The sequence below is a fragment of the Nocardia sp. NPDC006982 genome, from assembly GCF_042869435.1.
Taxonomy (GTDB): domain Bacteria; phylum Actinomycetota; class Actinomycetes; order Mycobacteriales; family Mycobacteriaceae; genus Nocardia.
This window is the reverse complement of record NZ_JBIAFV010000020.1, coordinates 148,633-155,102: the sequence shown is the minus strand read 5'-3', so window position 1 is coordinate 155,102 and position 6,470 is coordinate 148,633. Positions and strand designations below refer to the sequence as shown.

General features: G+C 63.9%; 5 protein-coding genes. 3 read left to right on the top strand and 2 right to left on the bottom strand.

Going from position 1 to position 6,470, the window contains the following annotated elements:
• Nucleotides 1-363: 363 nt before the first annotated feature.
• Entirely contained in the window at nucleotides 364-792 is a 429-nt protein-coding gene (locus tag ACFYOW_RS43155) for a hypothetical protein (protein ID WP_387296825.1), read from the bottom strand.
• A 595-nt stretch (nucleotides 793-1,387) separates the two neighbouring features.
• Between ACFYOW_RS43155 and ACFYOW_RS43150 the strand changes: the two genes are divergently transcribed.
• The 3 genes from ACFYOW_RS43150 (at nucleotide 1,388) to ACFYOW_RS43140 (ending at nucleotide 3,482) form a co-directional block, all read left to right on the top strand.
• The gene (locus tag ACFYOW_RS43150) at nucleotides 1,388-1,987 is read left to right on the top strand and encodes a dihydrofolate reductase family protein (RefSeq protein WP_387296823.1); all 600 of its coding nucleotides are present in this window, start codon (nucleotides 1,388-1,390) and stop codon (nucleotides 1,985-1,987) included.
• Nucleotides 1,988-2,153: 166 nt separating this feature from the next.
• Nucleotides 2,154-2,588, top strand: coding sequence for a hypothetical protein (locus ACFYOW_RS43145; protein WP_387296821.1), 435 nt, complete (start codon nucleotides 2,154-2,156; stop codon nucleotides 2,586-2,588).
• A 303-nt stretch (nucleotides 2,589-2,891) separates the two neighbouring features.
• A complete protein-coding gene (locus ACFYOW_RS43140; protein WP_387296833.1) occupies nucleotides 2,892-3,482 on the top strand; it encodes a class I SAM-dependent methyltransferase in 591 nt (196 codons plus the stop codon).
• A 192-nt stretch (nucleotides 3,483-3,674) separates the two neighbouring features.
• Here ACFYOW_RS43140 and ACFYOW_RS43135 read toward each other — a convergent pair whose 3' ends face one another.
• Nucleotides 3,675-6,434 (bottom strand): AAA family ATPase, encoded by a 2,760-nt coding sequence (locus ACFYOW_RS43135; RefSeq protein ID WP_387296819.1) that lies wholly within the window; start codon nucleotides 6,432-6,434, stop codon nucleotides 3,675-3,677.
• Nucleotides 6,435-6,470: the final 36 nt, after the last annotated feature.

Sequence of the window (6,470 nt, the reverse complement as noted above, 5' to 3'; positions counted from 1 at the left end):
TAGCGTCGACGCATCTCCCGGTAGAAACGATGCGGATTCGCCGCGAATTCCGCACTGAACAACGCAACCCGCCGATCATCGGGATCGACCGGCGATTGGTGGTGCGGAATCGGACTGGTCACCATACGAGCTGCCACCCCTTTCCTTGGCCGTCAGAATGTGCTTGGTCTATTTCTGGATGTCGAGCGTGCGCGCGAATTCGGTAGCCGTGGGGCGTCGGCGGGTGAGTGGCGAGCAAGGGCAGCACCCATCGTCCGAACAAAATCCTCGGGCAAAGTTCCGGATTCGGAAATAATGCCATATAGAGGGGCTCTGACAGGCCCTTCATATTGCGCCGATCGTGAGCATGCGCTATCGGTAATATTAACGCTCGGCCGGGCGCGGCCCTTTGAACCATCGACCTGCCGAGCCCTGGCACAGTAGAACAATGATGGCAAGCGCGGCCAACAATCCGAAAGGCCCCGGTGAATAATGCACGATATGCCAGCCAGGGCTGTCGTCGACAGTGGCATTGGAATTTTCCCCCATGGATCCCAGTGCCACCAACGCTTGCAGGAACGCCAGAATAATTGCAGTGACACGAACACCATTGCCACCGCGCCGGAAAAAGGAAGCGACGATGGCCAAGACCCAGAAGAAGAAGTAGCCCGTCGTGTTGACGCCTGCAATCTCAGCATCTACGAAGGCGACAAGGCCAACGGTCCCCGCCACCCCGATAACGGCAAAGATATTGATGATCCACAACGCCGCGCGGACGCTTCCAGGCATTGCCAGGGCCAGGGCCACTGCCACGGCCCGACTCGATTCTGATTGCTGATGCATATGTTGCGCACATTTCACTAGGTCGTACCGATTCATAGGGATTCTGTCGCGGCTGCTGTCGACAGAACTACTGCCCGCTACCGGAAGTGGCAGGCAGTGATTTCCCCTCACTGAGTTGGCTCCACCCACTATCGCTGACTAGGTAGGTGACGAACATCGGTAGTTTCACGAAGAAGGCTGCTGACTCCGGGGATTATCCGTCCTCTCCCTCCTGCGCGACGCACCACCGGGGCACCTGCCTGCCGATCGACCTTGTGCTGATCAGCACAAGGATCACCGAGTACGTATGTCGCAAAAATCACGCTTCCCGTCCGGCGGTGCCGCCAATACGAGGCGAGCACACCATTTGCTCTCCTCAGCAGTAGTCGAACGGCTGCACCGCAGATCGATTCGGCACCAGTCTTCCGGAACCGCATCGACCAAGGCGTGGCCGACATCTGGTCGATGACATCGGTTACTCGGGTAGCTGGATGTAATCATCGAAATTTCCGCAAAGGGTTACCGATGCGCCGCAGCTACCTATGACGAGATGATCTTCGGACCGTAACGATTAGGAAGAAGATCCATGACCAATCCAAGCAAACGCAAGGTGACCGCGAACATCAGCCTCACCCTCGACGGGCGATACCGAGGCCCCGGCGGGCCAGCCGATATGGGCGCGATCGTCCCCTATGCGACCACCGAAGTCGCGCGAAACCACATGGACCGCATTTGGGAGAACGCCACAACAGCCTTACTCGGCCGACTCAATGCTGAAGGCTTCCTTGGCTTCTGGCCGTCGGTCGCGCAAGACGAGAACGCTGATCCACGTGATCGCGGATACGCGAAATGGCTGGTCGATACCCAAAAGGTGGTTTTCTCGACCACCCTGACCGAAGTGCCGTGGGAACGCACCCGCATCGTGAACGCCACCGCCACGGACATCGTCACCGAACTGAAATCCACCGGCGAAGGCGACATACTCGTCAATAGCAGCGCAAGCATTATCAAACCGCTCCTCGCCGCGGACCTGCTCGACCGGCTCTATCTCATCATCTGCCCCGAGATCGCCGGAGGCGGACCGCGATTGTTCGACGACGGCCTGCCTGCATCGAAATGGACTCTCGCACAGCAGGAAACCGGCGAGCTCGGCGAGATCGCCCTGGTCTACGACCGCGCACGCTGACGGCCACAGCGTCGTACCTGTATTCGATGCGGACCAGGTTGTCCTCTAAAGCGCATGGAAAATCAGCAGTTCTGGGAATTATCGGATAAATCCGAGCTGTCCGCGCGGCCATCAACGACACCCGGGCGGCGATCTGCAGCCCCTGTTCGAAAGGACACAAACTCGCATGACCACACGCAGCACAATTCGAGGGATTGTCATCGCATCATCGGCCACAGCGGCCGCCATCGCGGCCCCAGCCCTGGCCGAGGCCGCCATCATTCCTCCTAGCAGCGCAACTCTAACCATCGCCGGCGACACGGTCACTGCGACGTTGCGCCAGATCAGCACCGATCTCCCCGGTGGCACCGTGCAATGCACTCTGATGATCGACGGGGACCCACAGCAGAATTCACTGTCCACGCGCGAGCCGGCCCCGGCTGACTTCACGCTCAACCGAACAGTGACCGCCGGCGACCATCTCGCCATCAGCTATTGCGCCGACTTCCCCGCCGGCTCCGATACGCCCAGCTCGTACCCAACGCTGGCCTGCGCCAAAGTCACTGTGCCAGCCGGAACCGTCCAGTTCCTCCCGAACGACCGCTGCTTCCTGCCCAACTGACAAGCACCGGCCATCGACGCGGACCCCTTCCACGGGAGGGGTTCGCCAAGCGCAGAACCGACTCTCGCACGTGACGCCCGCATTGCGCGATGCCTGGTGCAGCTGCGCGGTGGGCAGGCGGAAGCGTTGGGCGAGTTCGGCTTCGATGCACCACAATAGAAGGTGCGAAGGCAAGCACGGCGGTGAGCGCCGTTGTCGACGTGCGAGGACTGACGGCAGGTAGAGAGCGTAAGTACATCGGGTGGGAGGATCTTGGGTATGGAGGATTCTTTCGGGGGGCGGCGTCCGACGAGTCATGAGCGGATGACGGGGGTGCCTTGGGATGCGTCCTATCAGGATGGGCCCGCGCCATGGGATGTGGGCGGGCCGCTGCAGGCAATAGTGCGGTTGGGGGCCGGCGGCGGGTTCGCGGGGGCGGTGCTCGACGCGGGGTGTGGGAGTGGGGAGAATGCGCTGTACGTTGCGGCGCTGGGGTTTTCGGTACTCGGCGTCGATGTGGCCGAGACGGCATTGGCGACGGCACGGGCGCAGGCCGTCGAGCGCGGGCTGGACGTCGAGTTCGTCGCGGCCGACGCGTTGCAACTGGAGCGGTTGGGGCGCAAGTTCGAGACGGTGCTGGATTGCGGACTGTTCCACACCTTCGACGGTGACGAGCGGCGGGGATATGTGGCGAGTCTGGCCGCGGTGACCGAGCACGGTGGCACGCTGTATGTGTTGTGCTTCAGTGACGAGGGTCCCGATACCGGCCCGCACCCCGTCAGCCGGGAAGACCTCGAGACGGCATTCGATTCCGGCAGTGGATGGAATATCACGGCCCTCGAACCGGACCGGATCGAGACGAGATATCACGACGACGGCGCACCTGCCTGGCTCGCCACGATCAAACGGATCTAATGCCTCGCAGGCAGTTTGCGCGCCGCATGCCTTTGCTCGCAGCGCGCATGAATAAGCGTGCGCGGCACGCGATCTAGTGCGCGGCACGCGATCTAGTGCGCGGCACGCGATCTAGTGCGCGGCACGCGATCTAGTGCGCGGCACGCGATCTAGTGCGCGGGAGCGAGCTGAGTGCGGCTCCAGGTGTCGGCGTTACTGCCCTGACAGGGCCACCGCGATTTCGCGGCGCGATCCGATGCCGAGCTTCGCCAGGATATTGGACACATGCGACTGAATTGTCCTGCGCGACAGGAACATCTGCGCGGCGATATCGGAGTTCGAAGAACCCTCGGCTACCAAGGCGGCAACCTTGCGTTCGGTGTCGGTCAAGGCGGCCCGTCCAGACTTGGGGCGGTTGCGGGGTCCGCGGACGCCACGGCGAATTCCGTACGGGCGCATGCGCGCAACCGCGCGAGCGGTATCCCAGGAAGCACCGAGTCCGTTGTAGAGCTCGACCGCGGCATCCAGAGCGCCGCGCGCATTGGAGGCAAGCCCATCCGCCGCGAAGAGTAAGGCGGCGTTCTCATACGCCTGCGCCTCGTAGAACGGTCGCCCTGCCTTCCGGAAGTCGGCGGCGGCGCTGCGCACGGTCGCGGGGTCGCGTTCGGCGATACCGCGGCAGAGCAGCGCGGTACCGGTTCGGGAAGCCGTGGGTTGACGCCGTGCCAACTCAGCCGACGCCGCAACCATCGAACGCGCCGCCTTCTCGTCACCGACATCGGCGGCCAGGCGGGCGATATCCGGGAAGATGTAGTACAGCGTGGCCGAGCTCAGACCGCCCGCGAGCCGCTGATACGCGTCGACGAGGAGCTCCAGTGCGCTGCGCGGGTCACCGCGGGTCTCGAGCATGAGGGCGTTGATCCACGGATAGAACTGGCCGTAACTACTGCTGCCCAGTTGGTCGTCGGGTGCGGCAATGGTGTCCGGATCCGGCAGGAAGGTGCCGCGGTGGATGCCGATCAGCGCGGACAGGCTCTGCAGGATCGCGGTGTAGCCGAGGGCGTCGGGCGCCGATTGGCCCGAAGTGCACTCGATGAGCGCATCGTCCCAGCGTCCATCCAATAGGTAGAGCCGCGCCTTGGCGACCACATTAGCCCCCAGATAGACACCGTGGATCCGGCGACTGTGTCCGATTGCCTTGCGTAGCACCGCTTCCGCGTCGGCGAGCCGATCGAGCTCGATCAAGCAGTGGGCGTTGAGAATGTAGGGATCGAACTGGTCGGAGCCGAATCCGCTGTCGAAAACGGCCAGGATGCGGCTGCTCAGTTCCAGCGCCTCGTCTTGATAGCCCTGGGTGTGGCGCACAGCCCCAACGGTCAACAGTCCGTATCCGGTCACGAGCGGATTCTCGGTGGCATCCCCGATCGCCAGCGCCCGCGCACCCGCCGCCTCAGCGGCGTCGAACCGGCCGAGGAAGACATTGTTCAACCCGCTCATCCCGTAGAACCGGCCCGCGTCCGCAGCCGCGAGATTCGGGGTGGCCAGTGCCTTCTCGGCGATCGCAACCACTTCGCGTAGATCGCCGCGCGCGTGGCAGGCCTGCATCAGCAACCAGCGCAGTTCGATATCGTCCTCCGGCTGGCTCAGCAGCGCGGTGCGCACGAGGGCTTCTGCCTCGGCCGCGCGACCGTTCCACAGCAGCGCCTGGATGTGCAGTCGCAGCAGTACCGGACGCCTGCCGAGGTCCGCGGTATCGGCCGCGCGCCGCAACAACTGCACCGCGATCTCGGGCGCGCGCACGATCAACTTCTCGGCCACCGCGGCCAGCCACTCCAGTGTCGGGGTGTCGAGCTCGTTCTCCCCCGCCAACAGGTAGTAGGCGATCCGCTCGATCGGCGCGTCGGTGGCCAGCAGGATCTGACCGGCCCGGCGCAGCAATCCCGCGCGCAGCGAATCGGGCAGCTGATCGGCGAGCACCTGACGGATCAGGTCGTGGCGGAAGATCAGTTCGGAGTCGGCGCGGGTGAGCAGTCCACCGTCGGTCGCCTCGGTGACCACATTCCAAATTTCCAGAATCGGACTGCCCAGCACCGCAGCAAGTTCGGCCACGTACACCGTCGGCCCCAGTGCCGCGGCCATCGGAAGCACCTGCCGCGCCGACCGGGACAGGAACTTCAGCCGCTGCGTAATGGCTCCCGCCAGGGATGCTGAGGGACGTTCATCATCGGCGGACTCGATCGGATCGGCGGTATCGGCGACCACCGTGATCGCCTCGTCACGCAACAGCGAGGCCACCAATTCCGTGATGTAGAGCGGATTTCCGCCCGCACCGACCACCTGCCGCATCAAGCCCGGCCCCGGAACCGCACCGACCATATGACCAACCAGCTCCGTCGCCGCCGGCTCGGACAGCGCGCCGAGCCGCAGCATCAACGCACCATGCTCGGCGAGTGCGGCCATCAACGCGACGAACCCGGTGTCGCGCGGCAGTGGACGCGCCGCCAGCATCAGCAACAACGGCAGATCATCCATAACACCGCACAGCGCGTGCAGTACCGCCAGGCTCTGCCGGTCCGCCCAATGCACATCGTCGATAATCAACGCGACCGGACCGCGAGCACACCAGCCATCGACAAGATCGAGGATCGCCTCGGTAATCGCGAACTCGTGCGTCGCCGCCCCGTCACCGGCCCGATCCCCACTGCGCAGCAGCGCACGCACCGGATCCGATCCCCGATCACTGTCCAGCCACGAACACACCGCCGCGAACGGCACCTGCCGCTGCAACTCCTGTGCCGCGCCCCGACGCACGATCAGACCATCGGCCGCGTATCGAGCAACAGCCGCATCCAGTAGCGCGGTCTTGCCGATACCCGGCTCACCCTCGACCAGCACCACCGTCCCCTCCCCCTCGGCGGCGCGTCGACCTGACGAGACCACACGTTCGACCTCGACATCGCGACCAACGAACACAGAAGTAAGGGGACCCTGCATGCACCGAATCCTATG

Bases quoted from the DNA above. Each gene is read 5' to 3' on its own strand.
- ACFYOW_RS43150 (WP_387296823.1), top strand. From the start codon at position 1,388: ATGACCAATCCAAGCAAACGCAAGGTGACCGCGAACATCAGCCTCACC.
- ACFYOW_RS43145 (WP_387296821.1), top strand. From the start codon at position 2,154: ATGACCACACGCAGCACAATTCGAGGGATTGTCATCGCATCATCGGCC.
- ACFYOW_RS43140 (WP_387296833.1), top strand. From the start codon at position 2,892: ATGACGGGGGTGCCTTGGGATGCGTCCTATCAGGATGGGCCCGCGCCA.